The 24,277-nt window shown below is 51.8% G+C and carries 23 protein-coding genes; 11 read left to right on the forward strand and 12 right to left on the reverse strand.

The window, feature by feature from the left end:
* Positions 1 to 84: 84 nt before the first annotated feature.
* The 3 genes from aroP (at position 85) to UC15_RS02315 (ending at position 4,081) form a co-directional block, all read left to right on the forward strand.
* The gene (gene aroP / locus UC15_RS02305; RefSeq protein WP_112286926.1) at positions 85 to 1,455 is read left to right on the forward strand and encodes an aromatic amino acid transporter AroP; all 1,371 of its coding nucleotides are present in this window, start codon (positions 85 to 87) and stop codon (positions 1,453 to 1,455) included.
* A 213-nt stretch (positions 1,456 to 1,668) separates the two neighbouring features.
* Positions 1,669 to 3,111, forward strand: coding sequence for a glycoside-pentoside-hexuronide (GPH):cation symporter (locus UC15_RS02310; protein WP_112286927.1), 1,443 nt, complete (start codon positions 1,669 to 1,671; stop codon positions 3,109 to 3,111).
* Positions 3,104 to 4,081 carry a family 43 glycosylhydrolase gene (locus tag UC15_RS02315; protein ID WP_112286928.1) on the forward strand — a complete coding sequence of 326 codons (978 nt, stop codon included), beginning with the start codon at positions 3,104 to 3,106 and terminating at the stop codon, positions 4,079 to 4,081. Before UC15_RS02310 ends, UC15_RS02315 begins: the two co-directional genes overlap by 8 nt.
* A 70-nt stretch (positions 4,082 to 4,151) precedes the next feature.
* On the opposite strand, the gene ampE is transcribed toward UC15_RS02315, so the two are convergent.
* Both ampE and ampD read right to left on the reverse strand, forming a co-directional pair.
* Positions 4,152 to 5,006 carry a beta-lactamase regulator AmpE gene (gene ampE / locus UC15_RS02320; RefSeq protein ID WP_112286929.1) on the reverse strand — a complete coding sequence of 285 codons (855 nt, stop codon included), beginning with the start codon at positions 5,004 to 5,006 and terminating at the stop codon, positions 4,152 to 4,154.
* A 60-nt stretch (positions 5,007 to 5,066) separates the two neighbouring features.
* Positions 5,067 to 5,639 (reverse strand): 1,6-anhydro-N-acetylmuramyl-L-alanine amidase AmpD, encoded by a 573-nt coding sequence (gene ampD, locus UC15_RS02325; RefSeq protein WP_112286930.1) that lies wholly within the window; start codon positions 5,637 to 5,639, stop codon positions 5,067 to 5,069.
* Between the two features lie 94 nt (positions 5,640 to 5,733).
* Here ampD and nadC point away from each other — a divergent pair, with 94 nt between their 5' ends.
* The 4 genes from nadC (at position 5,734) to hofC (ending at position 10,075) form a co-directional block, all read left to right on the forward strand.
* Positions 5,734 to 6,627: a carboxylating nicotinate-nucleotide diphosphorylase gene (gene nadC / locus UC15_RS02330; protein WP_112286931.1), complete on the forward strand. Its 894-nt coding sequence runs from the start codon at positions 5,734 to 5,736 to the stop codon at positions 6,625 to 6,627.
* A gap of 291 nt (positions 6,628 to 6,918) precedes the next feature.
* The gene (gene ppdD / locus UC15_RS02335; RefSeq protein WP_112286932.1) at positions 6,919 to 7,368 is read left to right on the forward strand and encodes a prepilin peptidase-dependent pilin; all 450 of its coding nucleotides are present in this window, start codon (positions 6,919 to 6,921) and stop codon (positions 7,366 to 7,368) included.
* Complete coding sequence (gene gspE / locus UC15_RS02340; RefSeq protein ID WP_112286933.1) at positions 7,365 to 8,858, forward strand: type II secretion system protein GspE; 1,494 nt, start codon at positions 7,365 to 7,367, stop codon at positions 8,856 to 8,858. Before ppdD ends, gspE begins: the two co-directional genes overlap by 4 nt.
* Positions 8,855 to 10,075, forward strand: a complete 1,221-nt coding sequence (hofC, locus tag UC15_RS02345; RefSeq protein WP_112286934.1) for a protein transport protein HofC — start codon at positions 8,855 to 8,857, stop codon at positions 10,073 to 10,075. Before gspE ends, hofC begins: the two co-directional genes overlap by 4 nt.
* A gap of 67 nt (positions 10,076 to 10,142) precedes the next feature.
* Here hofC and UC15_RS02350 read toward each other — a convergent pair whose 3' ends face one another.
* The gene (locus UC15_RS02350) at positions 10,143 to 11,186 is read right to left on the reverse strand and encodes a GMP reductase (protein WP_112286935.1); all 1,044 of its coding nucleotides are present in this window, start codon (positions 11,184 to 11,186) and stop codon (positions 10,143 to 10,145) included.
* Positions 11,187 to 11,427: 241 nt separating this feature from the next.
* Here UC15_RS02350 and coaE point away from each other — a divergent pair, with 241 nt between their 5' ends.
* Genes coaE through yacG form a run of 3 tightly spaced genes read left to right on the forward strand, consistent with a single transcriptional unit; the run spans position 11,428 to position 13,009 of the window.
* Positions 11,428 to 12,048, forward strand: a complete 621-nt coding sequence (coaE, locus tag UC15_RS02355; protein ID WP_112286936.1) for a dephospho-CoA kinase — start codon at positions 11,428 to 11,430, stop codon at positions 12,046 to 12,048.
* A gap of 1 nt (position 12,049) precedes the next feature.
* Positions 12,050 to 12,802, forward strand: a complete 753-nt coding sequence (gene zapD / locus UC15_RS02360; protein WP_112286937.1) for a cell division protein ZapD — start codon at positions 12,050 to 12,052, stop codon at positions 12,800 to 12,802.
* Positions 12,803 to 12,811: 9 nt separating this feature from the next.
* Complete coding sequence (gene yacG / locus UC15_RS02365) at positions 12,812 to 13,009, forward strand: DNA gyrase inhibitor YacG (protein WP_112286938.1); 198 nt, start codon at positions 12,812 to 12,814, stop codon at positions 13,007 to 13,009.
* 71 nt (positions 13,010 to 13,080) lie between these two features.
* On the opposite strand, the gene mutT is transcribed toward yacG, so the two are convergent.
* From mutT to secM, 3 genes are all read right to left on the reverse strand, one after another.
* On the reverse strand, positions 13,081 to 13,482 hold the full coding sequence (mutT, locus tag UC15_RS02370; protein WP_112287009.1) for an 8-oxo-dGTP diphosphatase MutT: 402 nt from the start codon (positions 13,480 to 13,482) through the stop codon (positions 13,081 to 13,083).
* 111 nt (positions 13,483 to 13,593) lie between these two features.
* On the reverse strand, positions 13,594 to 16,311 hold the full coding sequence (secA, locus tag UC15_RS02375; RefSeq protein ID WP_112286939.1) for a preprotein translocase subunit SecA: 2,718 nt from the start codon (positions 16,309 to 16,311) through the stop codon (positions 13,594 to 13,596).
* An 81-nt stretch (positions 16,312 to 16,392) separates the two neighbouring features.
* Positions 16,393 to 16,920, reverse strand: coding sequence for a secA translation cis-regulator SecM (gene secM / locus UC15_RS02380; RefSeq protein WP_112286940.1), 528 nt, complete (start codon positions 16,918 to 16,920; stop codon positions 16,393 to 16,395).
* 26 nt (positions 16,921 to 16,946) lie between these two features.
* On the opposite strand from secM, the gene UC15_RS02385 reads away from it, so the two are divergent.
* Positions 16,947 to 17,471 carry a DUF721 domain-containing protein gene (locus tag UC15_RS02385; RefSeq protein ID WP_112286941.1) on the forward strand — a complete coding sequence of 175 codons (525 nt, stop codon included), beginning with the start codon at positions 16,947 to 16,949 and terminating at the stop codon, positions 17,469 to 17,471.
* Positions 17,472 to 17,483: 12 nt separating this feature from the next.
* On the opposite strand, the gene lpxC is transcribed toward UC15_RS02385, so the two are convergent.
* The 6 genes from lpxC to murC form a co-directional block, all read right to left on the reverse strand.
* The gene (gene lpxC / locus UC15_RS02390; protein WP_112286942.1) at positions 17,484 to 18,401 is read right to left on the reverse strand and encodes a UDP-3-O-acyl-N-acetylglucosamine deacetylase; all 918 of its coding nucleotides are present in this window, start codon (positions 18,399 to 18,401) and stop codon (positions 17,484 to 17,486) included.
* 99 nt (positions 18,402 to 18,500) lie between these two features.
* Entirely contained in the window at positions 18,501 to 19,655 is a 1,155-nt protein-coding gene (gene ftsZ / locus UC15_RS02395) for a cell division protein FtsZ (RefSeq protein ID WP_112286943.1), read from the reverse strand.
* A 71-nt stretch (positions 19,656 to 19,726) separates the two neighbouring features.
* Positions 19,727 to 20,983: a cell division protein FtsA gene (gene ftsA / locus UC15_RS02400; protein WP_009634688.1), complete on the reverse strand. Its 1,257-nt coding sequence runs from the start codon at positions 20,981 to 20,983 to the stop codon at positions 19,727 to 19,729.
* Positions 20,980 to 21,816: a cell division protein FtsQ gene (ftsQ, locus tag UC15_RS02405; RefSeq protein WP_112286944.1), complete on the reverse strand. Its 837-nt coding sequence runs from the start codon at positions 21,814 to 21,816 to the stop codon at positions 20,980 to 20,982. Before ftsQ ends, ftsA begins: the two co-directional genes overlap by 4 nt.
* 1 nt (position 21,817) lies before the next feature.
* Complete coding sequence (locus tag UC15_RS02410) at positions 21,818 to 22,738, reverse strand: D-alanine--D-alanine ligase (RefSeq protein WP_112286945.1); 921 nt, start codon at positions 22,736 to 22,738, stop codon at positions 21,818 to 21,820.
* Positions 22,731 to 24,206, reverse strand: a complete 1,476-nt coding sequence (gene murC / locus UC15_RS02415; protein ID WP_112287010.1) for a UDP-N-acetylmuramate--L-alanine ligase — start codon at positions 24,204 to 24,206, stop codon at positions 22,731 to 22,733. Before murC ends, UC15_RS02410 begins: the two co-directional genes overlap by 8 nt.
* Positions 24,207 to 24,277 lie beyond the last annotated feature (71 nt).

Below are 24,277 nucleotides of genomic sequence, written 5' to 3' on the forward strand. Positions count from 1 at the left end.
ATACAAAAAGTGTAATTATCGCCTTACATTCTCTCTAACACACAGAATGTTATGGGTTTTGCCCCAATGACAGAGGACAGGTAAATGGTTGAACAACAACAAGGCGATGAGCTGAAGCGTGGTCTCAAAAACCGCCATATTCAGCTGATTGCACTAGGTGGGGCCGTCGGTACAGGGCTGTTTCTGGGCAGCGCTTCCGTCATTCAGTCTGCGGGGCCGGGGATTATTCTTGGCTACGCAATTGCAGGTTTTATTGCCTTTTTAATCATGCGCCAGTTAGGTGAAATGGTTGTTGAGGAGCCGGTTGCGGGCTCATTCAGCCACTTTGCTTACAAATACTGGGGTGGGTTCGCAGGCTTTGCTTCTGGCTGGAACTACTGGGTTCTGTACGTGCTGGTGGCGATGGCAGAACTGACCGCAGTCGGTAAATACATTCAATTCTGGTGGCCGGAAATTCCTACCTGGGTTTCTGCGGCGGCCTTCTTCGTGCTGATCAACGCCATCAACCTGACTAACGTTAAAGTCTTCGGTGAGATGGAATTCTGGTTTGCGATCATCAAAGTGGTTGCGGTTGTGGCGATGATCCTGTTCGGCGGCTGGTTGCTGTTCAGCGACACTGCCGGTCCGCAGGCAACAGTACGTAACCTGTGGGAGCAAGGCGGATTCCTGCCGCATGGTATGACCGGGCTGGTGATGATGATGGCCATCATTATGTTCTCGTTCGGTGGCCTGGAGCTGGTGGGGATTACAGCGGCAGAAGCCGATAATCCTGAAGTCAGCATTCCTAAAGCGACCAACCAGGTTATCTACCGCATCCTGATTTTCTATGTGGGCTCACTGGCCGTGCTGCTTTCCCTGATGCCGTGGACCCGCGTCGGGCCGGATACCAGCCCGTTCGTCCTTATCTTCCATGAACTGGGTGATGCACTGGTTGCCAACGCACTGAACGTGGTGATCCTGACTGCCGCGCTGTCGGTCTACAACAGCTGTGTTTACTGTAACAGCCGCATGTTGTTTGGTCTGGCGCAGCAAGGCAACGCACCGAGATCCCTGATGAAAGTGGACAAACGCGGCGTGCCGGTGACGTCCATCCTTGTCTCTGCGGCCACTACTGCCCTGTGTGTTCTGATTAACTACCTGATGCCAGCCGAAGCATTTGGTCTGCTGATGGCGCTGGTGGTTTCTGCACTGGTGATCAACTGGGCGATGATCAGCCTGGCACACATTAAATTCCGTCAGGCGAAGCGTCGTGAAGGCGTGGAACCTAAGTTTAAAGCGCTGCTGTATCCGGTGGGTAACTACATCTGCCTGCTGTTTATGGCGGCAATTCTGGTGATCATGGCGATTACTCCGGGCATGGCGATCTCCGTATGGCTGATCCCTGTCTGGCTGGTGGTTCTGGGCATTGGTTACTGGATCAAGAATCAGCAAAGCGGGAAGTCCGTTAACGCTTAAGCAAGAGTCATAATTTAAAATCCTCAGACGCCCCGGTTAAGTCACTTGCCGGGGCGTCTTGTTATACAGGTCACACTTTTTCTGAGATGACCAAATCGTCCATCTTCATGACTCTTACCTCCTGACTCTTATTCCCTTCCTCAGCCAATACTCTGGTCTATCAAACAGTTTTTTAACAACTGTCCTTTTGACATCTATGCGGAGAGAACATCCATGAAGGAAGGCGCGCTGTCGTTCAAAGAGAAAGTGGCGTACGGCATGGGGGATGCAGGCTGCAATATGATTGGCGGCGCCATCATGCTGTTTCTTAATTATTTTTATACGGACGTTTTCGGTTTAGCCCCGGCGCTGGTCGGTGTATTGCTGCTCTCCGTGCGCGTTATTGACGCCGTCACCGACCCGATTATGGGCGCGATTGCCGACCGTACGACCACCCGCTGGGGACGGTTCCGCCCGTATTTGTTATGGGTTTCGTTGCCGTATGTTCTGTTCAGCGTACTGATGTTCACCACGCCGGAATGGAGCTACAACAGCAAGGTTATCTATGCTTTTGTGACTTACTTCCTGATGTCGCTGACTTATACCGCCATTAACATTCCTTATTGCTCGCTCGGTGGCGTCATTACTGCCGATCCGCATGAACGTGTTGCCTGCCAGTCTTACCGCTTCTTTATGGTGGGCATCGCAACACTTATCCTGTCTTCCACCCTGCTGCCAATGGCAGATTTTTTCGGTGGCGCGGACAAAGCCAAGGGCTACCAGATGTCGATGGGCGTAATGGCGATCATCGCGCTGTTTATGTTCCTGTTCTGCTTCAGCTCAGTGAAAGAACGTATTCAGCCAGCGGTGCCGTCTAAACACGCCCTGAAATCTGATCTGAAAGATGTCTGGAAAAATGACCAGTGGGTGCGCATCCTGCTGCTGACGTTCTGTAACGTGTGTCCGGGCTTCATCCGTATGGCAGCCACCATGTATTACGTCACCTGGGTCATGGAAAAATCTACGTCATTCGCCAGTATGTTTATCAGCCTCGGTGTGGTCGGCATGATGATCGGCAGCGCGCTGGCAAAGCCGCTGACCGATAAATACTGCAAACTGAAAGTGTTCTTCTGGGCCAACATTATCCTGACCATTTTCTCTTGCGGCTTCTATTTCCTCGATCCGCATGCGACAACGCTGATTCTTGTGGCGTACTTCATCCTGAACATCATGCATCAGCTCCCTTCCCCGCTGCACTGGTCGCTGATGGCTGATGTGGATGATTACGGCGAATGGAAAACCGGTAAACGCGTTACCGGCATCAGCTTCTCCGGCAACCTGTTCTTCCTTAAATGCGGACTGGCGGTAGCCGGTGCAATGGTCGGATTCCTGTTGTCAGCTTATGGCTACAACGCCGGAGCAGCGCAGCAAAGTGATCACGCAATCAACGGAATTATGCTGCTGTTCACCATCATTCCGGGCGTGGGATATCTGATTACTGCCGGTGTGGTGCGCTTACTGAAAGTGGATCGCGAAACCATGCGTACCATTCAGGCTGATCTCGAAATTCGCCGCCGTAATTACCGCGAACTGAATGAATATCACGATGCGAAAAATGCACAGGACGCGGATATCGCCAGCGTCCCACTGAACAGCAAGGAGCTGAAACATGAGTAATTACCCTAATCCGCTGATTGAGCAACGGGCAGACCCGCATATCTGGCTGCACAGCGACGGAAATTATTACTTTATCGCGTCGGTTCCTGAATACGACCGGCTGGAGATCCGCCGCTCGCCAACGCTGAGCGGACTTGCCAATGCGCCAGCCACCATCGTCTGGCATAAACCTGAAACCGGCCCGATGAGCGCACTGATCTGGGCGCCGGAACTGCATTTTATCGACGGGAAATGGGTTATCTATTACGCCGCTGCGCCATCGCAGGAGATTGTGGACGGATTATTCCAGCACCGGATGTATGCGCTGGTGTGCGAAGAAGCAGATCCGCTCACGGGGAAATGGCAGGAGAAAGGCCGGATCCAGACCCCGATCGACAGCTTCTCGCTGGATGCCACGCACTTTGAGCATCAGGGCAAAAGCTATTATCTGTGGGCGCAGAAAGATCCGGCAATTCGCGGAAACTCGAATCTGTATCTGGCTGAAATGGAAAACCCGTGGACGCTGAAATCTCCGCCGGTCATGCTCAGCAAGCCGGAACTGGACTGGGAAATCATCGGTTTTTGGGTTAACGAAGGCCCGGCCGTGATCACGCATGGCGATAAGATTTTCATCACTTATTCCGCCAGCGCCACCGATGAAAATTACTGTATCGGCTTGCTTTGGGCAGATCTCAGCAGCAACCTGATGGATCCGGCGAGCTGGCATAAATCTCCGCATCCGGTGTTCACTACCCAGGCGCAGAACAAACAGTTTGGCCCCGGCCACAACAGCTTTACCCGCAACGAACAAGGCGAAGATGTGCTGGTATACCACGCCAGAAATTACACAGAAATTGAAGGCGATCCGCTGTATGACCCGAACCGGCATACGCGCATCAAAACCTTCCGCTGGGATGAAAACGGGATGCCTGACTTCGGTGAACCCGCCGCCGATAATCGTCCGCTGACCTTACAAAAGCAGCGCGGATAAAAAGCAAAAAGCCCGGACATGTAAATGTACCGGGCTTTTTTAATTGGCGGTCTCAGCAACAAAAGTCTCGTTAAATCAGCGTGCCGTAAATCGTCAGCAGCGCCACAACCACCAGAATAATCATCGTCACTTTACGCGCCAGACCGACGGCCGCACGAGGCGTTTGTACCGGATCGGTGTGCGGATCACGCGCCAGCGAGAACTGTGCCAGACGGGTTAATACCTGATACTGCGACGAGTGAATATCACCCAGCGAAGCAAACCAGGCCGGCAAAGCCTTCTCGCCGTGTCCCAGCAAGGCATAAGCCACACCGGCCAGACGAACCGGGATCCAGTCCAGAATATGTAACAGGGCATCAACGCCGGACTGAGCACGTTTCAAGGGCGTCATGTGACGCGCCAGCCAGGTCTGATAACCGCGTAAAGCCGCGTATCCGCCTAATGCTATCGGTCCGCAGGGACCACACACCACAAACCAGAATAAAGGACCCAGATAGTAGCGATAGTTAATCCATAGCAGCGCATTTTGCAGTTCCCGCAAACGTGCTTCTTCTGTGCAATCCGTTGGCAGACCGTGGATCAGCGCCAGTTCTTCGGCCATTTCCTTACAAGCGTCGGCATCCCCCTGACGGGCTGACTTAAGATAAGCGCGATAATGCTTACGTTTAATCCCCGCGCCAATGCACAGCAGACACAAAATCACCCATAAAATCAGTGTCGGTACGCCAAAGAATATCCCCTGTAGCGCTCGCAGGACGACCCAGATCACCGCCATCCAGATGACCATGATAGCCAGCGTTTTCACTAAGGAAGTCTGCCGCCCGCGGCGAAATATCACCTCGAACCGATGGTCCAGCTGCCAGTGTTCACCCAGTTTGAACAGCCGTTCCCAAGCCAGCACCAGCAGCAAAGTAAATAACGTCATCGATTGTCACTCTCTCTCAACACATCACATGCTTAAACACGCACCAGAGACCGCGTTAACTCACTGGTCAGAAGCGCTATTCTGCCCTACCGGCAGGGCTATCAGCTTGCGATAAAATGCCCAGTCAAATTCAGGGCCGGGATCGGTCTTACGCCCCGGAGCAATATCACTGTGTCCGGTAATGGCATCAAGATTAATGGGATAGTGCTTAATTAACAACTCAGTAACAGCGGCCAGGCTGCGATATTGCGCGTCAGTAAACGGCTCAAAATCCGTGCCTTCCAGCTCGATGCCGATTGAGAAATCATTACAGCGCTCGCGCCCCTGCCAGCTGGAAACACCTGCATGCCAGGCGCGTTTATCAAAAGGAACATATTGAACAATTTCGCCATCGCGGCGGATCAGGCAATGTGCCGCCACACGCAACTGGTGGATACCTTCAAAATAAGGATCGTCCTGCGGATTCAGCGTACCGGTAAAGAGTTGATCAATGTAGGGACCACCGAATTTTCCGGGCGGCAAACTGATGTTGTGGACAACCAGCAACGAGGGAATTTCATCGTCAGGACGGAGATCAAAATGGGGAGAAACGACCCGCCGGGCTTCGGCTATCCAGCCTTGTTCTAAGTGCATCAAAGACCTCAATGATGTGCTTGTGTGGTACTTATCACAGCAACAGGGTAGCATGTTTTTTTGTCCTTCTTATCCGCCATTTCGGAGTATTTGTATGTCTACCCGCAGCTACAGCCCTGAAAGTCGCCGCGCACAGTTACTCGAACGTATCCAGAATGATATTCCTGCTCTTGTGACTCAAGCCCTGGGCGAAGACCTCGGCGGCGAAGCTAATGCTAACAATGACTTAACGGCACAATTATTGCCGCAGGATAAAAACGCGACCGCCACCATCATCACCCGTGAACCCGGTATTTTTTGCGGGCAACGCTGGCTGGATGAAGTCTTTAAGCAACTTGCCGGGGATAAAATCACCGTTAAATGGCATGTTAAAGACGGTGATAAAGTTTCTGAAAACCAGACCTTATGCGAACTTTCCGGCTCTGCGCGCATGTTGCTGACCGGCGAACGCACCGCCCTGAATTTTGTGCAAACCCTCTCCGGCGTGGCAACCGAAGTGAATCACTATGTGAAAATTCTGCAGGGCACCAAAACTCAGTTGCTGGACACCCGCAAAACCTTGCCGGGTCTGCGTACTGCACTGAAATATGCCGTGCTCTGCGGTGGCGGAAGCAATCACCGTCTGGGTCTGGCTGACGCATTTCTTATTAAAGAAAACCACATCATCGCCTGTGGCTCAATCAAAGCGGCCGTGGAGCGCGCGTTGTGGATCCATGCCGACGTTCCTGTGGAAGTGGAGGTCGAATCCATTGATGAACTTCAGCAGGCGCTGGATGCCAAAGCTGACATTATCATGCTCGATAACTTTACCGTGCCGATGATGCGTGACGCCGTTGCGCTGACTGCCAGCCGAGCACTGCTGGAAGTCTCCGGTAACGTCACGGAAAAAACACTGCGTGAATTCGCGGAGACCGGCGTGGATTACATTTCCGTCGGCGCGCTCACCAAACATGTCAGAGCGATGGATCTCTCCATGCGCTTTAGCTAATCGCAACGCTGTTGCCCCTGACCTCCTTTTCAGGGGCAACACGACTTCTTTCGGTCTATTTCATCTTGCCGCATTACCCTCTCATTCTCCCGGTCTGACTGCCATCCCCTTTTTCATTTCATCTTCACAGTTGCGGCGTATCGCGCAAAAGTTTTGCCAACCGGACTGACATACATATTTATCCTGGAAGACATCGTGGAGAAGCCAACAATGGGGCTGGAGTCTGGTTATTTCTGCGTTTAGTTTGCTGCCCGAGCTTTACTCAAGCAGTTTTACAAAACGGAGAACGCCATGCACCGGCAACAAGGATTTACCCTCATTGAACTGATGGTAGTGATCGCGATTATTGCGATCCTCAGTGCCATCGGCATACCCGCTTACCAGAGTTATATCCAGAAGGCCGCCATGACCGACATGCTGCAAACCATGGTGCCGTATAAAACCGGCGTCGAATTGTGTGTGATTGATTCCGGCACTCTGACGGGTTGCGATGCAGGCACTCAGGGAATACCCGCAGCAGCCAGCAGCCGTTACGTCAGCCAGGTGCAAGTCAGCACAGGCGTCATCTCGCTCACCGGACAACAAGCGCTGGAAGGGCTCAGCGTTGTCATGACGCCGGTTGTCGATAATGTGGCCGGAGGGATTGTCTGGAATCGCAGTTGTACGAATGCCGCTAACACGTCGATGGTTGAGGCCTGCGAAAGCGTATTCCGCTTTGACAGTCAGGGAGCAACACAATGACCGATACTCCACTGGTTCCTGTTTCGCCGGTACACAGCGAAAGGCAGCAAAGCGAAGCATCGCTTGAAGCCCTGTGCCAGCGATATAAAGCCGTCATTTTGCATCGTGATCCGCAGATAATTCGCGTTGCCTGCCATGAAAGTGAGGCGGACACGGAATCCCTGAGCAACGTGCTGCGTTTCGCCACCGGATTAAAAGTCCAGCTTGAACGCTGGCCACAGGCGCGGCTGGAACAGGTGATGGAAAAAGGCCATTCAGGGTCGCAACAACTTGTCGCGCAGGAAGAGCTCACTCCTTCTGTACCTCGTGATGAGAATGAACTGGATGCCCAAAGTGATGCGCCAGTGATCAATGTACTTAATCAGATCCTCAGGCACGCTATCACCCGCCGCGCATCGGATATTCACTTTGAACCTTTTGAGCACAGTTTCCGGGTTCGCGTCCGGATTGATGGCGTACTACAAGAAATCCCCGGCCCTGAATTTGCAATGGCCGCCGGTATCTGTGCACGCCTGAAAATCATGGGACAGCTCAACGTGGCAGAACGCAGACTGCCGCAGGACGGGCAGCTTTCGGTGATGTTACAAAATCAGCGATATTCCATGCGGGTCTCGTCCCTGCCAACGCTGCACGGCGAAAAAATTGTGCTGCGGATACTCCATATGACGCAGCAGGATCTGTCGATGTCACAGCTGGGATTCACGCCGCGTGATCTCGATTATTTCAAGGCCGCGCTTAAACATCCGCAAGGATTGATTCTGGTCACAGGTCCGACAGGGAGCGGAAAAACAGTCACGCTCTACACGGGTCTGCGACATCTGAATGCCATTACCCGCAATATCTGCAGCGTCGAGGATCCGATTGAGATCCCGGTCAGCGGTATTAATCAGACGCAGATCAACAGCAAAACAGATCTGAGTTTTGCCGGTGTCCTGCGGGCATTATTACGTCAGGATCCTGATGTGATTATGGTCGGTGAGATCCGGGATAAAGAAACTGCTGAGATTGCCGTAAAAGCGGCGCAGACCGGGCATATGGTGCTTTCCACCCTGCATACCAATTCCACCTGCGAGACCCTGACCCGTCTGAGACAAATGGGGATCGAGAGTTTTCATATTGCAGCCAGTTTACGTCTGGTCATTGCACAGCGGCTGGTTCGAAAGCTCTGCCCGCATTGTCGCAAAGCGCATATGTCACTGGTCGAAAAAGGCCCGGATGGCCGCAGCGGTAAGTTGCCACTTTGGCTGGCCGCGGGTTGCCATCAATGTTTTTCCGGCTACTACGGGCGTACGGGAATTTACGAGATACTCAATATAACACCCAGGTTACAGCAGGCACTGGTCGCCGGAGCGGGCGTCACTGAGCTGAGTAAAATCGCCCGTGAACAGGGACAGAAAACCTTGCAGGAAGCGGGAATGTTGCTGGTCGAGCAAGGTATTACCTCGCTTGAGGAGCTTTACAGAGTCACCGGCGAAGACACTGGCTTATGAGCGAAATCGGGGCTATTTCTAAAAAATGGAGGCTTTATCAATGGCAGGCAGTTGATACCCAGGGAAGCATTCAGCAAGGCAACAGCATTGAGATAAATAAAGACATCATCTACCAGCAGCTTTTTGCTGCTGGCTTACAGCCGGTCAGTATCAGGATGAGGCAACGCCTGAGAGGAAATTGTTGGAAAAATCAGGATCGCGTCGCCTTTGTCAGACAGCTGGCGACACTATTGCAGGCCGGATTACCCCTGATGAATAGCCTGACGCTGCTGGGCAATGAGCATACGAAACCGGCATGGAACTGCGTGCTGTTAAATATCGCCAAAGGAGTTCGTGAAGGAAAGCCTCTTTCAGAGATGCTGGGGCATTATCCCGACACGTTCCCTGATATTTACCGGCAAATTATTTCGATTGGTGAACTGACGGGGCAACTCGACAAATGCTGCCTGCAACTGGCGAGTCAGCAGGAACAACAGGCTGAATTAAGAAATAAGGTGAAAAAGGCCCTGCGTTATCCGCTGATTGTCAGTGCAATCGCCACGATTGTTACCCTGCTGATGCTGACCCTGGTGTTGCCTGAGTTTGCGAAAATCTATGCATCCTTTGATGCTAAGTTACCGTGGTTTACTCAGATGTTAATCAACACATCAGAAGCATTAATCACAGCAGGCCCGTGGATAGCAGGAGGATTATTGTTTTGCTGTTTTGGGTATCTGCAAAAAATGCATCCGCACGTACGCTGGAAACGCCGTGAACAGATGCTTCTGCTGCGGTTGCCCCTGACTTCACGGCTGGTCACCGACAGCAGCCTCGGACAGATTTTTCAGACACTGGCCATGACACAACAGGCCGGAATGACGTTAATTGCGGGGCTGGCGGCGGCTTCTGCGTCTGTATCCAATTTGCATTTTCAGGCCGCGCTGAGCCAGATACGTGAGCAGATCATACAAGGGGTTCCGTTACACAAAGCTTTTGTTCAGTCACCACTGTTTCCGAGCTTATGCCATCAATTGATTAAAATCGGTGAGGAGTCAGGTTCTCTCGATGAGTTACTACAAAAGCTCGCGCAACTGCATAATCATAAAGCGAATTCACTGGCGGATACGTTATCGCAAACCATTGAGCCGGTACTGATGGCGGTAATGGGCGTCATTGTGGGCGGGTTGGTGATTGCAATGTATCTGCCGATATTCCAGCTGGGGTCAGTGATGGGATAGGAAGAGGATAAAGCAGAAAGAGCAGAAAGCGGCGAAAACGAGTCTCGCCGCATCAGCCATTGCCGGCTTATTTGCTGCCGAACAACCGGTTTTCCTGTTCCGCGACGCGGATAAAGGTCGTGCGTTTTGTCAGTTCTTTAAGACGCTCAGCACCCACATAAGTACAGGCAGAACGCAGGCCACCGAGGACATCGCGCACAGTGTTTTCAACCGGACCACGCAGAGGTAATTTCACCGTTTTACCTTCTGCCGCACGGTATTCTGCAACACCACCGACGTGACGTTTCATCGCAGATTCTGAACTCATGCCATAGAAAAGCATGAATTTTTCGCCATTTTCTTCAACGACTGTACCTTCACATTCGTCATGCGCAGCCAGCATACCGCCAAGCATGACAAAATCAGCGCCGCCGCCGAAGGCTTTCGCTACATCGCCAGGAACCGCACAGCCGCCATCACTGACAATCTGTCCGCCCAGACCGTGCGCCGCATCTGCACATTCAATTACAGCAGAAAGCTGCGGATAACCCACACCGGTTTTCACGCGAGTGGTACAGACAGACCCTGGACCGATACCGACTTTAACGATATCTGCACCTGAAAGAATCAGCTCTTCAACCATTTCGCCGGTGACCACATTACCGGCACAGATCACTTTATCCGGACAGGCTTCACGAACACGTTGCAGGAAACCGACAAAATGCTCGGAGTACCCGTTCGCTACATCCAGACAAACAAATTTCAACAGCGGGGAAAGAGCCAGAATTTGCAGAGTTTTAACGAAATCCGCTTCTGATGTTCCGGTCGACACCATCACATTGCGCAGGACAGATTCATCCGAAGACGTGATAAATGCCTGCCACTGTTCTACGGTGTAATGCTTATGTACCGCGGTCAAAAGACCGAAAGAAGCCAGAACGGTCGCCATACGGAATGTTCCGACGGTGTCCATGTTCGCGGCAATGATCGGTGTGCCAGACCAACTGATACCAGAGTGTTTGAATGTGAATGTGCGTTCCAGTTCGACTTCGGAACGACTTTTGAGAGTGGAGCGTTTAGGGCGGATGAGTACGTCTTTAAAACCTAACTTCAAATCTTCTTCAATACGCATGACGGGTTTGTCCTGGTTTGGCGACGGGTCGCTAGGGTGTACAGCAAATTTTTAGACACCCTTTCCAGTGGTTTTATCATACACAGGAAAATGACAACGGCAAGATGGCTTTTGCAACTCACATCACAGACTTTTGATTGTGCTGCTGAATAGTTTTCGCATGAAAAGCGGGACGACGACGGCTTGCACTTAATCACAATCTCTTTATCATTTACCTGTCTAATTTTATCAGAGCATCCGCATGAGCTATATCGTTGCATTGACCGGAGGTATCGGGAGTGGCAAAAGTACAGTTGCCGAAAGTTTCGCCCGCCACGGTGTAAACATTGTCGATGCCGATATTATCGCCCGTCAGGTAGTAGCGCCGGGAGAACCTGCGCTGGATCAGCTCCATCAGCGATTTGGTAACGAAATTATTCTTGCCGATGGCTCACTGAACCGCCCGGCTCTGCGGGAAAAGATATTCAGTTATCCGCCTGACAAAGAATGGGTTAACCAGTTACTGCACCCCATCATTCATGCCAGAACACAGCAGCTTTTTGCACAGGCCGATACGCCCTATGTGCTCTGGGTAGTGCCATTGCTGATTGAAAATGGATTACAGACGCGGGCAAATCGCGTACTGGTAGTGGATGTTGAGCCTCAGATTCAGCTTTCACGCACCCTACTTCGCGACAGAATTAGTCGTCAGCAGGCAGAAAATATTATTGCTGCGCAGGTAAGTCGTGAAAAGCGGCTGGCCTGTGCGGATGACATCATTGATAACAGCGGTGACCCGAAATCCATTGAACCGCGTGTTGCCCTATTACATTGCCGCTATCTGGAATTTGCGGCATCAGTAAACAGACAGGATATTGCCTAGCATGACTGATGTAGCTGCAACCGTTCTTTTTGAACATCCCCTGAATGAGAAAATGCGCACCTGGCTGCGTATCGAGTTTTTGTTGCAACAGATGCACTCTAATGCACAAATCACTTCCATTGCTTCTGCCCTGTTATTTTTCCGTACCGTATCTGATTTGCTCGACGTATTGGAGCGCGGAGAAGTCCGTACTGATTTACTGAAAGAACTGGAACGTCAGCAACAAAAATTATCCCAGTGGAAAGACGTTCCGGGCGTCGATCTTTCAAGAGTCGACGGCCTGCGTAGCGAGCTCAAACAGTGCGCCTCCGTGCTGATGAAAGCCCCACGCATCGGACAGGCGCTGAAGGAAGATCGCCTGATTGCTCTGGTCCGCCAGCGTCTGAGTATTCCAGGTGGCTGCTGTAGTTTTGATCTGCCGACGCTGCACATATGGCTGCATCTGGCTCAGTCCCAGCGTGACAGCGAAGTGAAAAACTGGCTCGAAACGCTCGCCCCGCTGAATAACTCACTCACTATGATTTTGGGGCTGATCCGCCAGTCTGGCGCGTTTCGTAATCAGATCAGCCTGAATGGTTTTTTCCAGGACAACGCAGAAGGCGCAGATCTGTTACGATTGCGCCTCTCGATGGAAAACCAACTTTATCCGCAAGTATCCGGGCATAAAACCCGTTATGCCATTCGCTTTTTACCTCTGGACAGCGAACATGGCGTGGTTCCCGCGCGACTGAATTTCGAACTTGCCTGCTGCTAGGAGTTGCACATGGATCCTGAAATTATTGAAGTAAATTGCCCGACGTGTGGCAAAACGGTGGTTTGGGGCGAACAAAGCCCTTTCCGCCCTTTTTGTTCCAAGCGCTGCCAGTTGATTGATCTCGGTGAATGGGCCGATGAAGAGAAACGCATCCCGAGTAAAGGCGATGTGAATGACCTGGACGACTGGAGTGAAGAAGAGATTTAAGTCAGATCATGAGTACGCAAAAAGGGGCTTTGGCCCCTTTTTTGATCATGTCATCCACAATAAGTGCGTCATCAGTACTTATTGTTTTTAAGGGCCGTTACGATGGCTTCGTTAGCCGGAGGAAACTCTTCCTCTTTCAAATCAGACTGTGCAACCCAGCGTTTAGGCTGCCCTTCTTTGCCATAAGGTTCACCTTGCCACTCTTCCACCAGGAAGAAATGCAACGTGATGATGCGGTCGGGGAAACGATGCTCCAGCGTTTTCAGCAGTACCGGTGATTGCGCATCGATTCCAACTTCTTCCTGCAATTCGCGGATCACTGCCTGATCCGGCGTTTCACCTGCTTCAATTTTCCCGCCGGGAAACTCCCAGAAACCTGCCATATGCGATGACACATCGCGCTGAGTAATAAAGATTTCTTTCTGAGCATTACGAATAATGCCGACTGAGATATTCAGTTGTTTAAGCGTCACAGTATCCACCTATCCGCTGACTGCAAAGACTGTCCTGTACGAACTTTTAGACAAAATTAAAGGCGGTGATTAGCCGCCTTTAAGATTAACACGATGACTTAGCCTGAGATGTTACTTTTGCAGGCGGCCATGGCATTGTTTGTATTTTTTACCGGAACCACATGGGCACAGATCGTTACGTCCCACTTTGCGTTCACCGGAGGCAGCCAGACGTGCGGCTTCCGCCACTTCGATTTCCTGCTGATCCTGATGACTCAGCTGCTGCTGACGGGCCAGATGTTCCGCTTCTTCACGGCGCTGGATTTCCATCGCTTCAATTTCTTCAGGCATACGCACCTGAACTTTGCTCAGCACGCTGACCACTTCATATTTCAGGGATTCCAGCATCGCAGCAAACATCGCGAAGGACTCACGTTTGTATTCCTGCTTAGGATCCTTTTGCGCGTAACCGCGTAAGTGGATGCCCTGACGCAGATAATCCATCGCTGCCAGATGCTCTTTCCAGAGGGAATCGAGGGTCTGCAACATTACGCCTTTCTCGAAGTTACGCATCATTTCAGCGCCAACCACTTCCTCTTTACGGGCGTAAGACTCTTTCGCGAGTTCCATGATACGTTCGCGAAGGGTTTCTTCATGCAGTTCCGGCTCTTTATCCAGCCACTCAGAAATCGGCATTTCCAGCTCGAAATCGTTTTTCAGGCGCTCTTCCAGACCTTTCACATCCCACATTTCTTCCAGAGACTGTGGTGGAATGTAGCTGTCGATAGTCGCTTTGAACACATCTTCACGGATGCTGGCAATGGTTTCGCTCACATCAGACACGTCCAGCAGTTCGTTACGCTGGCTGTAGATCGCACGACGCTGATCGCTCGCCACATCATCGTATTCCAGCAATTGCTTACGAATATCGAAGTTACGGCTTTCCACTTTACGCTGAGCGTTGGCAATCGCTTTGGTCACCCATGGGTGCTCAATCGCTTCGCCTGGTTTCATACCCAGTTTACGCATCATGCTTGATACACGGTCAGACGCGAAGATACGCATCAGGGCATCTTCCATAGACAGGTAGAAGCGTGATGAACCGGCATCACCCTGACGACCCGCACGACCGCGCAATTGGTTATCGATACGACGTGATTCGTGACGCTCGGTACCAATGATGTGCAAACCACCAGAAGCCAGAACCGCGTCATGGCGAATCTGCCATGCGGCTTTAATTTCAGCAATTTTCTCGTCGGTCACTTCTTCGCCCAGGTTTTCAACTTCAACCTGCCAGCTGCCGCCCAGCACGATATCGGTACCACGACCCGCCATGTTGGTAGCGATGGTTACTGCGCTTGGCTGACCCGCCTGAGCAACGATGTCTGCTTCTTTGGCGTGGAATTTGGCGTTCAGAACGCTGTGAGCGATGCCCGCTTTCGTCAGCTCGTTAGAAACCACTTCTGACTTTTCAATCGAAATGGTACCGACCAGAACCGGCTGGCCCTTAGCGGTACACTGACGGATATCTTCGATAATCGCGCCAATTTTTTCCATCTCAGTCATGTACACCAGGTCGGCCATGTCTTTACGCACCATAGGGCGGTTAGTTGGCACAACAATGGTATCCAGTTTGTAGATAGAGCTGAATTCGAATGCTTCGGTATCCGCAGTACCGGTCATACCGGCCAGTTTTTCGTACAGACGGAAGTAGTTCTGGAAGGTGATAGAAGCCAGCGTCTGGTTTTCGTTCTGAATCTCAACGCCTTCTTTAGCTTCTACTGCCTGATGCAGACCGTCGGACCAGCGACGACCTTGCATGGTACGGCCGGTGTGTTCATCGACAATAATGACTTCACCGTCTTTCACGATGTAATCGACATCGCGGGTGAACAGTACGTGTGCGCGCAATGCCGCAGTCACGTGGTGCATCAGCATGATGTTAGTCGGGGAATACAGAGATTCACCTTCTTCCATGATGCCTGCTTCAACCAGCATTTCTTCGATCAGCACCAGACCACGTTCGGTCAGGTGAACCTGACGCGCTTTCTCATCCACAGAGAAGTGGCCTTCACCCTGGAAGGTGTCGGAATCCTCTTTTTCCTGACGGATCAGTTTAGGGATCAGTTTGTCCACGCGGGTGTACATTTCTGAGCTATCTTCAGCAGGACCGGAGATGATCAGCGGAGTACGTGCTTCATCGATCAGGATGGAGTCAACCTCATCCACCAGCGCGTAGTGCAGTTTACGCTGTACACGTTCTTCCGGGCTGAATGCCATGTTGTCGCGCAGGTAGTCAAAGCCGTATTCGTTGTTTGTACCGTAAGTGATGTCAGCAGCGTAAGCAGCACGCTTAGCCGGGGAAGGCATACCCGGCAAGTTAATGCCGATGCTCAGACCGAGGAATTCAAACAACGGACGGTTATTTTCGGCGTCACGCTGGGCTAAGTAGTCATTGACGGTCACGACGTGAACGCCTTTTCCGCTCAGTGCGTTCAGGTAAGCTGGCAGCGTTGCGGTCAGCGTTTTACCTTCACCGGTACGCATTTCCGCGATGCAACGCTCGTTCAGAACCATACCGCCGAGTAACTGCACGTCAAAGTGGCGCATGCCGAAGACACGTTTACTGGATTCACGCACCACAGCAAAAGCTTCCGGGATCAGGTTTTCCAGCACTTCACCTTTTGCCAGACGCTCACGGAACTCATTGGTTTTCGCCTGCAGTTGCTCGTCGGTCAACTTTTGAATTTCAGGTTCCATGCGGTTGATCAGGTCAACAACTTTACGCATGCGACGCAGTGTACGATCGTTACGGCTACCAAAAACTTTGGTCAATAATTTGATTAACATTATGCTTAATATCTCTTGGAGGCCATCTGAAAATGGCCACTAATTTATTGATTTATAGATAGAGTTTGAAATTACAGTCTGTTAAATCAGGAAGGTTGGCCCAGCACGAATGCCTTGTACCTGTGCTAACCACAGGCCGGTCTGGTGCGGTAAAGAGAAGGTAAGGAAAGGTTGTTGCGTCTGACGGATGATAACCGGTGGCTTGGATTCATGGGTCAGTAAAGCATTCAGAGTGACCAGCAGGGCCAGTTGCTGAACGTGTAATGGTCCGGCTTCTTCAGCGACCACTTCCGGCGCGGCAACGGTATAAACCACCTGCGGAGCCAGAGCAAAAGAGAGATGACGGATAACTGTGCGCAACGCATGTTGCTGCCAGTAATCCACACCGAAAGACGGGCGGCGGTTCGCCTGAAGCAATGCAAGATTACTCAGCCCTGTACTACTGATGTTAAGACGGTTTAGACTTGAGGACGTATTGGGAACAGCAGGCAGTTCCGTTTGCGACAGGTTCGTTGACACGCCAAGGCTGGCCGCGACCATCCCCAAAAGGAGATGCGGCCAAAAATACCTTCTGCCAAATTGTCGCCAACGATTTAGAATGCCAATCACAAGTTTACAATCCGCCGGAGCCCGTCATGCGCGATAGTCGCCCACAATTATTAGATATCCTGTTCGATGACGCTTCTTCCACAGAGCAAAGCCCGCTGCGTATTGTTCAACAGCGTGCTGCGGCGTTATTAAAACTCAACCGCGCAGTCAAAGGTCTGTTACCGGCGCCCATGCAACCATGGTGTCGTGTCGGTAATTATCGACAGGGTGTTTTAGTACTCGAGATTGCTAATGCCAGCTGGATGATGCGACTACGCTATGAACAACCTGCATTACTCTCTGCACTTCGAGCGCAAATTCTACCATCTTTGTCATCAATCGACATCAGGATTAATCCTTCGCTCATGTCGAAAATGGAAAATGCTTCGCAGATTGCGATTAAAAATAAAGCAATCGCTTCAGAGTCCATGCCTGTCAGACATTTGAGTGCGCAAAGTGCTGAGGAATTAAGAGGACTGGCGAGCCGTAGCCCGGAAAAACTGAGGAAGGCATTAGAACGACTGGCTGAATTGGCCGGAGAGGGTGCCAAAACAACCAGTCGTAATAAGTAATACGAGTATCGATTACGCCATTACTGTGGAAGGCGCTTTAAAAGCCAATGGCAATTCAGCTTCATCCTGGAAGGTAACTAATTCCCAGGCTTCCTGCTTAGCCAATACCGCTTGCAATAACTTGTTGTTCAACGCGTGGCCAGACTTGAATGCGGTAAACGCACCAATGATGTTATGCCCACACATGAACAGGTCACCGATAGCATCCAGCATTTTGTGACGAACGAATTCATCTTCAAAACGCAGGCCATCTTCGTTAAGCACGCGATAATCATCCACAACGATAGCGCAATCAAAGCTGCCACCCAGGCACAAACCACGTGACTGCAGGTACTCGATATCACGCATGAAACCAAAAGTACGTGCGCGGCTAATTTGGCGAACAAATGCTTCTGCGGAGAAGTTCATTTTGTAGCGCTGAGAGCTGGAATCGATCGCCGGGTGGTTGAAGTCGATAGTGAAGTCCAGAGAGAAACCATTGAATGGTTTGAACTCAGCCCACTTATCACCGTCTTCAACGCGCACGGTTTCTTTGATGCGCAAGAATTTCTTGGCGCTGTTCAGCTCTTCAATCCCTGCATCCATCAGCAGATAGACGAAAGGTGCAGCACTACCGTCCATAATCGGCACTTCAGGCGCATCGACTTCGATAACAATGTTATCAATGCCCAGGCCAGCTAATGCCGCATTAAGGTGTTCAACCGTAGAAATACGTACGTCATGCTCATTAACCAGGCAAGTACAGAGCATGGTATCACGCACGGATTTTGCATCTGCCGGGAAATCAACCGGTGGATTCAAGTCAGTGCGACGATAGATGACCCCGGTATTTGCCGGTGCAGGACGCAGAGTCAGGGTGACTTTCTTGCCGGTATGTAAACCGACGCCCGTCGCCTGAACGATACGTTTTAATGTACGTTGTTTGATCATCGTTTTTATCTCGCAATGTTTATCCATCCAACCGACCTAAGCATACCTTAAGGTCGGCGGGACAGTTTAGCACAAAGAGCGGAGATCCTACAATTCGGACTAGTCTGCCTGCTTACGCAGGAAGGCTGGGATGTCCAGATAGTCGGGCTCTTTATTAGATTGCGCGCTTTGATCATTGACCACTTTAGCAGCGGGTTTCGTTTCCTGCGGCAGCGGAGACATCCCGTGCTGCTGATAACGATGATCCATCACTGGCTGAGCGGCTGGCTTATTGGTCACCAACGTGATTTCAGGACGTTTGTCCATGCCAATACCGGTCGCAACCACGGTGACGCGCAATTCGTCATTCATTTCCGGGTCAAGGGAAGTACCAATAACCACGGTAGCGTTGTCAGAGGCGAAAGCACGGATAGTGTTACCCACAGTTTCAAACTCATCCAGACGCAGGTCGAAGCCAGCGGTGATGTTGACCAGAACGCCGCGAGCGCCTGACAGGTCGATATCTTCCAGCAACGGGCTGGAGATCGCCATTTCTGCTGCTTCTTCAGCGCGGTCTTCACCGCATGCCACGCCGGAGCCCATCATGGCATAACCCATTTCAGACATAACGGTGCGCACGTCAGCGAAGTCGACGTTCATCAGACCCGGACGGGTGATCAGCTCTGCAATACCCTGCACCGCGCCTTTCAGCACGTCGTTGGCCGCACCGAAGGCGTCCAGCAGAGAGATACCGCGACCCAAAACTTTTAACAGCTTGTCGTTCGGGATAGTGATCAGGGAGTCCACATGTTTGGACAATTCAGCGATACCCTGCTCCGCGAATGCCATACGCTTTTTGCCTTCGAAATTGAAAGGCTTAGTCACAACAGCAACGGTCAGAATACCTAAATCTTTAGCTACTTCAGCAACCACTGGCGCTGCACCGGTACCGGTACCGCCGCCCATGCCCGCTGCGATAAAGACCATATCAGCACCTTCAAGCGCAGCGCGCAGTGCTTCACGGTCTTCTTCTGCAGAATTGCGACCCACTTCCGGGTTCGCACCAGCACCCAGACCCTTGGTAATACCGCTACCGATCTGAATAGTCTGGCCTACTGCCGTTTTACGTAACGCCTGTGCGTCGGTATTAACGGCGAAGAATTCAACACCTTCGATGCGCTCGCGCACCATGTGTTCGACAGCGTTGCCACCGCCACCGCCGACGCCGATGACTTTAATCACCGCGTCATTGGTCAGTTCCATAGGTTCAAACATAGTTTCTCTCCGTTTTGTGCCTGTCGCGTCGGGATCAAAAACCTTAACAGCATGATCCCGTTGTTAAACCATTAAAACTCTTTTCTCAGCCAGCTGTTGATTCGTTTGAACCAGTTGCCCACTGAGGCGCGTTTTTCCACTTCAGCCTCACCGCTCAGGTGAGACTCCTTCCCGTAGTGCAGCAGCCCTACAGCCGTTGAGTAGTAAGGTTCCTGCGCATAATCTGTCAGCCCGGTGATGTTCAGGGGTTGCCCGATACGCACCTGGGTATGGAATACCCGCTGCGCACAGGCTGCCAGACCATCAATTTGTGCTGCACCGCCTGTCAGAACAATACCGGCGGCCAGATGATGTTTTACGCCTTGCTGGCGTAACTGCTCCTGCAATTGCAAAATTTCGTCGTTCACTAAATTCAGCAATTCTGTGTAACGTGGCTCAATAACTTCAGCCAGTGTCTGACGTTGCAGACTGCGTGGTGGACGTCCACCTACGCTCGGCACTTCGACGTTTTCGTCTTTGCCGACAATCGAACCTAATGCACAACCGTGGCGAACTTTGATCGCTTCAGCATCGGTCGGTGGTGTACCAAACGCATAAGCGATGTCGCTGGTGACTACGTTCCCTGCATAAGGGATAACCTTAGTATGACGTAGTGCGCCGCCGGTATAAACCGCGATATCCATGGTTCCGCCACCAATATCGACCACACACACACCTAATTCACGCTCATCTTCGGTCAGAACGGCATAACTGGCTGCCAGACCGGCAAAAATGAGCTGGTCAACTTTTAAGCCGCAGCGTTCTACCGCTTTAACAATGTTCTTCGCCATATCGTTATGGCAGGTAATCAGGTGAACTTTGGCCTGCATACGCACGCCGGAAAGTCCGACCGGGTTTTTGATCCCTTCCTGATAATCAATGGCATATTCCTGAGGGATCACATGCAGAACCCGATGTTCATCACGCACACGCACAGATTTTGCGGTATGCACGACGTTCTCTACATCTTCCTGTGTGACTTCCTCTTCTGAAATAGGAACCATCCCTATTTCATTCTGACAACTGATATGTTTACCAGACAAAGCAAGGTAAACAGAGGAAATCTGGCAATCCGCCATCAGTTCAGCCTGATCGATGGCGCGCTGTACGCATTTCACCACCGATTCCAGATCATTCACGCCACCCTTGTCCATGCCACGGGATGGGCAACTGCCCACGCCGATAATATTGACCATGCCATCGGGCAGAACTTCCCCCACCAATGCGGCGACCTTTGCCGTACCGATCTCCAGCCCAACTACCAGTTTTCTGTCCGTCGACTTGATCATTGTTGTTTAGCCTGTGCCTGATTCTGTTGCTGATTACTGTTTTGCTGGTCAATAAACTCTGGCGCCCAACCTACCGACGCACCGCTGTCATAACGTAAATCGACATAAGTGATGCGTTTCTTATCGGCCTCTGCCTGTTGCTGGAATCGCGGGTAGAGCTCGATAAAACGTTGTAAACGCCCCATCCGGTCATCTCTCCCCAATTCCAGCCGGACGTCATTATCCAGAGTTAACTGCCACGAGTGACGCGCACTCATTGCCACTGCTTTCAACTGGAACTTACCGGCGGCCAGCGCCTGGCTCATTGTTTGAAAGCCCTGCAAAACATCCTGTTCGCTGCCTTCCGGACCGTAAAGCAACGGCATTTTCTGTTTGACCACACGTTCAGCGGGTATGCTGAAAGATTTGCCCTCGGCATCTACCATATGCAAATCATTCCAGTGTGCGACCGGCACATACTCCACCAGGTGTATCTTCAATTCATTCGGCCATTGCTTACGAACGCTGACCTGTTTTATCCAGGGTAAACGCTCAATCTGCTGCTGAATGACGTTTACATCCTGCGTCATGAACGTTCCCGGAGCCCCTAAGGACAGGATCGCCTGACGAATATCATCATTGGTCGTGTAATGACGTTCCCCGGTAACCACTAACTGGGATAACGGCAGTCGGTTCGCATCCTGCATCCAGCCAACAACGGCCCACGCACTCCATAAAATCGTTCCTACAACCAACAACAAAAACACGATCCCAGCCAGCTGGCCACCGTTACTGCGACGGCCGTTGTTTTCGACCGTCTCACGCTCTCGGGTATTCAGGGCGGCTTGAGACATATCAGTCCGCCAGTGCCAGAATACGGGAAACGAGCTGCGGGAAACTTAACCCGGCGTGTTTGGCTGCCATTGGCACCAGACTGTGGCTGGTCATGCCCGGCGACGTATTTACTTCCAGCAGGTTAAAGCTGCCGTCGCTGTCTTGCATCACGTCAACACGCCCCCAGCCGCTGCAATCGAGCGCCTGATACGCCTGCAATGCCAGCGCAGAAAGCTGTTGTTCCTGTGCTTCGCTTAAACCGCTCGGACAGAAGTACTGTGTTTCATCAGACAAATATTTTGCCTGATAGTCATAAAATGTTCCGGCTGGCTGGATGCGAATGGAGGGCATCACGTCGTCACCCACGATGGCGACCGTGTATTCCGGGCCGCTCAGCCATTTTTCAATCAGTACGTTATCGTCATGGCGGAAGCCTTCCTGCAGGGCTGGCAGCAACTCTTTTTCCGTAGTCACTTTGCTCATGCCAACGCTGGAACCTTCGCGGCTGGGTTTGACGATAACCGGCAGACCCAGTTCGGCGATTTTTGCCGCCAGAGCGCCCTGCCCTGCTTCTTCAATTTGTGAACGATGCAGTACAACAAACGGTGCGACCGGTAAACCTGACGCCTGCCACACCAGTTTGGTGCGGAATTTATCCATAGTCAGCGCAGACGCCATCACACCGCTGCCGGTATAAGGCAAACCGATTTGTTCCAGCAAGCCCTGCAATGTACCGTCTTCACCGCCGCGACCGTGAAGTGCGATAAAGACTTTGCTGAAGCCTTCTTCTTTAAGAAGCGCCACATTAAACGTTTTGGTATCGATGCCGTGAGCATCAATGCCTGATTCACGTAAGCCAGCCAGCACCGCGGCGCCGGACTGTAATGACACATCGCGTTCTGCGGAAGTACCACCCAACAATACTGCTACTTTCTCAGACATGATGTTCTTCACCTTTCTTAACTGGTTGCAGCTTTTGATCAGCCAATTTACGGGCCACTCTGCCGACATTACCGGCGCCCTGAACCAGAACTAAATCGTCACCTTCGAGGATCTGCGCCAGACTTTCCGGCACGGCTTCAATATCAGAAACCAAAATAGGATCCAATTTTCCGCGCGCACGGATGGTGCGGCACAGCGAGCGGCTGTCAGCGCCAGGGATGGGCGCTTCACCAGCCGGATAAACATCCAGCATGATCAGCACATCAACCTGAGACAGCACATTCGCAAAATCGTCGTACAAATCACGGGTACGCGTGTAACGGTGCGGCTGGAAAATCATCACCAGGCGCTTATTCGCCCAACCTGCCCGTGCGGCTTTGATCGTCGCATCGACTTCCGTCGGATGGTGACCGTAGTCATCAACCAGCATCGCGCTGCCGGTTTTGCCGTTCACATTTTCCAGCGCATATTCGCCCAGGAAATCGAAACGACGGCCTGTACCCTCAAAACCTGCCAGTGCGCGAAGAATGGCGTCATCACTGATCCCTTCATCTGACGCAACGGCTACTGCGGCCGCCGCATTCAGGGCGTTATGACGACCCGGCGCATTCAGCGTCACGCTTATCAGCGGCAAGTCCTGACGGCGCAGCGTAAAGTGTCCTTGCGCGCCGACCTGACGGTAATTTTCGATAATCACATCCGCGTCTTCGCTGAAACCGTACGTCGTCATATGACGGCCCACGCGTGGGATCAGCTCGCGGATCACCGGATCATCAATGCACATCACTGCACGTCCGTAGAATGGCAGGTTGTGCAGGAAATTAATGAACGTCTGCTTCAGGATTTCAAAGTCACCCTGATACGTATCCATATGATCCGCTTCGATGTTGGTCACAATCGCCACCATCGGTTGCAGATGCAGGAACGACGCATCACTTTCATCTGCTTCAGCAATCAGAAAACGGCTTGAACCCAGACGCGCATGGGTACCCGCAGCTTTGACCAGTCCACCGTTAACGAATGTCGGATCCAGACCGGCTTCAGCATAAATACTGGTGACCATTGCTGTGGTCGTCGTTTTGCCGTGCGTACCTGCCACGGCGATACCGTGACGAAAACGCATCAGCTCAGCGAGCATTTCCGCGCGGCGGATCACAGGTATTCGCGCTTCACGTGCGGCAACGATTTCCGGGTTATCGGAAGAGATTGCCGTGGATACCACGACTACGCTGGCATCCAGCACGTTTTCAGGACGGTGATTAAAATAAATCGTCGCGCCCAGAGCGGTCAGTTGCTGTGTTACTGCGTTCGGTGCCAGATCGGAACCACTGATCTGATAGCCTTCATTTGCCAACACTTCGGCGATACCACCCATGCCGGCACCACCGATGCCAACAAAGTGAATGTGCCGGACACGATGCATCTCGGGCACGAAGGTACGCAGTTTCGCCAATTGTTGTGTATTCACGTTTTTATTCACTATTTCAGGTTACTGATTAATCCGTTTCTTACGGCTGGGACCACACACTGCATGGCCCG

The organism is Rahnella sp. AN3-3W3, assembly GCF_003263545.1.
GTDB lineage: Bacteria > Pseudomonadota > Gammaproteobacteria > Enterobacterales > Enterobacteriaceae > Rahnella > Rahnella variigena.

Excerpts from the sequence above, each read along its gene's own strand:
- aroP (WP_112286926.1), top strand. The coding sequence starts at position 85 with ATGGTTGAACAACAACAAGGCGATGAGCTGAAGCGTGGTCTCAAAAAC.
- UC15_RS02310 (WP_112286927.1), top strand. The coding sequence starts at position 1,669 with ATGAAGGAAGGCGCGCTGTCGTTCAAAGAGAAAGTGGCGTACGGCATG.
- UC15_RS02315 (WP_112286928.1), top strand. The coding sequence starts at position 3,104 with ATGAGTAATTACCCTAATCCGCTGATTGAGCAACGGGCAGACCCGCAT.
- ampE (WP_112286929.1), bottom strand. The coding sequence starts at position 5,006 with ATGACGTTATTTACTTTGCTGCTGGTGCTGGCTTGGGAACGGCTGTTC.
- ampD (WP_112286930.1), bottom strand. The coding sequence starts at position 5,639 with ATGCACTTAGAACAAGGCTGGATAGCCGAAGCCCGGCGGGTCGTTTCT.
- nadC (WP_112286931.1), top strand. The coding sequence starts at position 5,734 with ATGTCTACCCGCAGCTACAGCCCTGAAAGTCGCCGCGCACAGTTACTC.
- ppdD (WP_112286932.1), top strand. The coding sequence starts at position 6,919 with ATGCACCGGCAACAAGGATTTACCCTCATTGAACTGATGGTAGTGATC.
- gspE (WP_112286933.1), top strand. The coding sequence starts at position 7,365 with ATGACCGATACTCCACTGGTTCCTGTTTCGCCGGTACACAGCGAAAGG.
- hofC (WP_112286934.1), top strand. The coding sequence starts at position 8,855 with ATGAGCGAAATCGGGGCTATTTCTAAAAAATGGAGGCTTTATCAATGG.
- UC15_RS02350 (WP_112286935.1), bottom strand. The coding sequence starts at position 11,186 with ATGCGTATTGAAGAAGATTTGAAGTTAGGTTTTAAAGACGTACTCATC.
- coaE (WP_112286936.1), top strand. The coding sequence starts at position 11,428 with ATGAGCTATATCGTTGCATTGACCGGAGGTATCGGGAGTGGCAAAAGT.
- zapD (WP_112286937.1), top strand. The coding sequence starts at position 12,050 with ATGACTGATGTAGCTGCAACCGTTCTTTTTGAACATCCCCTGAATGAG.
- yacG (WP_112286938.1), top strand. The coding sequence starts at position 12,812 with ATGGATCCTGAAATTATTGAAGTAAATTGCCCGACGTGTGGCAAAACG.
- secA (WP_112286939.1), bottom strand. The coding sequence starts at position 16,311 with ATGTTAATCAAATTATTGACCAAAGTTTTTGGTAGCCGTAACGATCGT.
- UC15_RS02385 (WP_112286941.1), top strand. The coding sequence starts at position 16,947 with ATGCGCGATAGTCGCCCACAATTATTAGATATCCTGTTCGATGACGCT.
- lpxC (WP_112286942.1), bottom strand. The coding sequence starts at position 18,401 with ATGATCAAACAACGTACATTAAAACGTATCGTTCAGGCGACGGGCGTC.
- ftsZ (WP_112286943.1), bottom strand. The coding sequence starts at position 19,655 with ATGTTTGAACCTATGGAACTGACCAATGACGCGGTGATTAAAGTCATC.
- ftsA (WP_009634688.1), bottom strand. The coding sequence starts at position 20,983 with ATGATCAAGTCGACGGACAGAAAACTGGTAGTTGGGCTGGAGATCGGT.
- ftsQ (WP_112286944.1), bottom strand. The coding sequence starts at position 21,816 with ATGTCTCAAGCCGCCCTGAATACCCGAGAGCGTGAGACGGTCGAAAAC.
- UC15_RS02410 (WP_112286945.1), bottom strand. The coding sequence starts at position 22,738 with ATGTCTGAGAAAGTAGCAGTATTGTTGGGTGGTACTTCCGCAGAACGC.